This is a genomic window from Streptomyces boncukensis (genome assembly GCF_011045075.1).
GTDB classification, from domain to species: Bacteria; Actinomycetota; Actinomycetes; order Streptomycetales; family Streptomycetaceae; genus Streptomyces; species Streptomyces boncukensis.
This window is the reverse complement of sequence record NZ_JAAKZZ010000678.1, coordinates 1-3,273: the sequence shown is the minus strand read 5'-3', so window position 1 is coordinate 3,273 and position 3,273 is coordinate 1. Positions and strand designations below refer to the sequence as shown.

Genomic DNA, 3,273 nt, shown 5'->3' with positions numbered 1-3,273 from the left:
CTCCCGCCCTCCCGCCGTCAGGGGGCAGTCAGCGGCCGTACCCCCGTGCAATGATGTGCGGGCCAACTCCATACCGGCCGTTCGAGCCCGCGCGGGAGAGTTCCCGGATCCGGTCAGCCGGATGCCGGGGCGCCGAAGGAGCAAGATCCTCCCTTGAATCTCTCAGGCCCCGATACCGCGCAGGGTGAGGCAGATCTGAAAAGCGAGCCGTCCCGCCGTCCGGCGGAGCGGACTCCACCCAAGGTGCAAGCCGGGCCGCCCGCGGCTACCGGCGAACCTCTCAGGTTCCGATGACAGATGGGGAGGACATCCGCCGTCCCTGCCCTGGAGCCTGATCATGACTGAATCCGACGCCTCGCCGCACGAGCCCAGAAAGACCGCCCTGGACGCCACGCATCGCGCGCTGGGCGCGACGATGACGGACTTCGCCGGCTGGGACATGCCGCTGCGGTACGGCAGCGAGCGCGAGGAGCACCTCGCCGTCCGCGGCAAGGCCGGCCTGTTCGACCTCTCCCATATGGGCGAGATCACCCTCACCGGGCCGCAGGCGGGCGAGCTGCTGGACTACGCGCTGGTCGGCAACCTCTCCCGGCTCAAGCCGGGCCGCGCCCGCTACACGATGGTCTGCGACGAGCAGGGCGGCATCCTGGACGACCTGATCGTCTACCGGCTGGCCGAGCGGGAGTACCTGGTGGTGGCCAACGCCGCCAACGCGCAGACGGTCCTGGACGCGCTGCGCGAGCGGCAGGCGGGCTACGACGCGGCGGTGCGCGACGACCGCGAGGCGTACGCGCTGCTCGCGGTGCAGGGGCCGGCGGCGGCCGGCATCCTCGCCTCCTTGACCACCGCCGATCTGGAGGGCCTGAAGTACTACGCGGGCCTGCCCGGCACCGTCGCCGGAAAGCGCGCGCTGATCGCCCGTACCGGATACACCGGCGAGGACGGCTTCGAGCTGTTCCTGGACCCCGGGGACGCCGTCGCGGTGTGGCAGGAGCTGACCGCGGCGGGCGCGGAGGCGGGGCTGGTCCCCTGCGGGCTGAGCTGCCGGGACACGCTGCGCCTGGAGGCGGGGATGCCGCTGTACGGGCACGAGCTGTCCACGGCGCTGACGCCGTTCGACGCGGGGCTGGGCCGGATCGTCAAGTTCGAGAAGACCACGAACGAGGGCCGCTTCGTCGGGCGTGCGCCGCTGGAGCAGGCGGCCAAGCGGGCCGAGTCGGCACCGCCGCGGAAGCTGGTCGGGCTGGTGGCCGAGGGGCGCCGGGTGCCGCGTGCGGGCTACCCCGTGGTGGCGGCCGACGGCACGGTGATCGGCGAGGTCACCTCCGGCGCCCCCTCCCCCACCCTCGGCAAGCCGATCGCGATGGCGTACGTCGACGCGGCGCACGCCGAGCCCGGCACGGAGGGGGTGGCCGTCGACATCCGGGGCACCCATGAGCCGTACGAGGTCGTCGCGCTTCCCTTCTACTCCCGTAAGCGCTAGCGAACCCGGACGGGTCCGCTGTCAAGAGCGTGACCTCCGTCCCACCAGCCAGGACTCGTTTTCACCGCACGCCGTCTATCCAGGAGAATCACCCCATGAGCAACCCCCAGCAGCTTCGCTACAGCAAGGAGCACGAGTGGCTGACGGACGCCGACGCGGACGGCGTCGCGACCGTCGGCATCACGGCGCACGCGGCCGAGGCGCTCGGCGATGTCGTCTTCGTCCAGCTCCCGGCTGTCGGCGACGAGGTCACCGCGGGCGAGAGCTGCGGCGAGCTGGAGTCGACCAAGTCCGTCAGCGATCTCTACACCCCCGCTTCCGGTGAGGTCACCGAGGTCAACGAGGACGTGGTGGGCGACCCGGCGCTGGTGAACTCCGACCCCTTCGAGGACGGATGGCTGTTCAAGATCAGGGTGTCCGAGGTGCCGGACGACCTGCTGACCGCCGATGAGTACACCGACTTCGCCTCGGGCAACTGAGACCCAACCCAGGGATGGTTCCATGTCGCTTCTGAACGGCACTCTCCACGAGGTGGACCCGGACGTCGCCGCCGCCGTCGACTCCGAGCTCCGCCGCCAGCAGTCCACCCTTGAGATGATCGCGTCGGAGAACTTCGCACCGGTCGCCTCGATGGAGGCCCAGGGCTCGGTGCTCACCAACAAGTACGCCGAGGGCTACCCGGGCCGCCGCTACTACGGCGGCTGCGAGTACGTCGACGTCGTCGAGCGGCTCGCGCGCGACCGGATCAAGGAGCTCTTCGGCGCCGAGGCCGCGAACGTCCAGCCGCACTCGGGAGCCCAGGCCAACGCGGCGGCGATGTTCGCGCTGCTGAACCCGGGCGACACCATCATGGGCCTGGACCTGGCCCACGGTGGCCACCTCACCCACGGCATGAAGATCAACTTCTCCGGGAAGCTCTACAACGTCGTCGCCTACCAGGTCGACCCCGAGACCAGCCGGGTCGACATGGACCAGGTCGAGAAGCTGGCCAGGGAGCACCGCCCGAAGATGATCGTCGCGGGCTGGTCGGCGTACCCGCGGCAGCTCGACTTCGCGGCGTTCCGCCGGATCGCGGACGAGGTCGGCGCGCTGCTGATGGTCGACATGGCGCACTTCGCCGGCCTGGTGGCGGCCGGGCTGCACCCCTCCCCCGTGCCGTACGCGGACGTGGCGACGACCACCACGCACAAGACGCTCGGCGGCCCGCGCGGCGGGGTGATCCTGTCCAGGAAGGAGTACGCGAAGAAGATCAACTCCGCGGTCTTCCCCGGCCAGCAGGGCGGTCCGCTGGAGCACGTCATCGCGGCGAAGGCGGTCTCCTTCAAGGTCGCGGCGAGCGACGAGTTCAAGGACCGGCAGCAGCGCACGCTGTCCGGCGCGAAGATCCTCGCGGAGCGGCTGCTGCGCCCGGACGCGGTGGAGGCGGGCGTCTCGGTGCTGTCCGGCGGCACCGATGTGCACCTCGTCCTCGTCGACCTGCGCAACAGCGAGCTGGACGGCCAGCAGGCGGAGGACCGGCTGCACGAGATCGGCATCACCGTCAACCGCAACGCGGTGCCCGACGACCCGCGTCCGCCGATGGTCACCTCGGGCCTGCGCGTCGGCACGCCGGCGCTCGCCACCCGGGGCTTCCAGGACGAGGACTTCCGCGAGGTCGCGGACATCATCGCCGAGGCGCTGCTGCCCGACTTCGACGAGGCGAAGTCGAAGGCGCTGTCGGCGCGGGTCGCGACCCTGGTGGAGAAGTACCCGCTGTACCCGGGCCTGGGCCAGTAGCAGCAGCCCGGCCC

The 3,273-nt window shown here is 71.0% G+C and carries 3 protein-coding genes and 1 riboswitch; all 3 genes read left to right on the top strand.

Going from position 1 to position 3,273, the window contains the following annotated elements; genetic code table 11:
• Positions 1–82 precede the first annotated feature (82 nt).
• Positions 83–188: riboswitch (glycine riboswitch) on the top strand.
• 149 nt (positions 189–337) lie between these two features.
• The 3 genes from gcvT (at position 338) to glyA (ending at position 3,259) form a co-directional block, all read left to right on the top strand.
• Positions 338–1,483: a glycine cleavage system aminomethyltransferase GcvT gene (gene gcvT / locus G5C65_RS34125; RefSeq protein WP_165302937.1), complete on the top strand. Its 1,146-nt coding sequence runs from the start codon at positions 338–340 to the stop codon at positions 1,481–1,483.
• A 95-nt stretch (positions 1,484–1,578) separates the two neighbouring features.
• Complete coding sequence (gene gcvH, locus G5C65_RS34120; protein ID WP_165302936.1) at positions 1,579–1,962, top strand: glycine cleavage system protein GcvH; 384 nt, start codon at positions 1,579–1,581, stop codon at positions 1,960–1,962.
• Positions 1,963–1,984: 22 nt separating this feature from the next.
• Entirely contained in the window at positions 1,985–3,259 is a 1,275-nt protein-coding gene (gene glyA, locus G5C65_RS34115; protein WP_165302935.1) for a serine hydroxymethyltransferase, read from the top strand.
• Positions 3,260–3,273 lie beyond the last annotated feature (14 nt).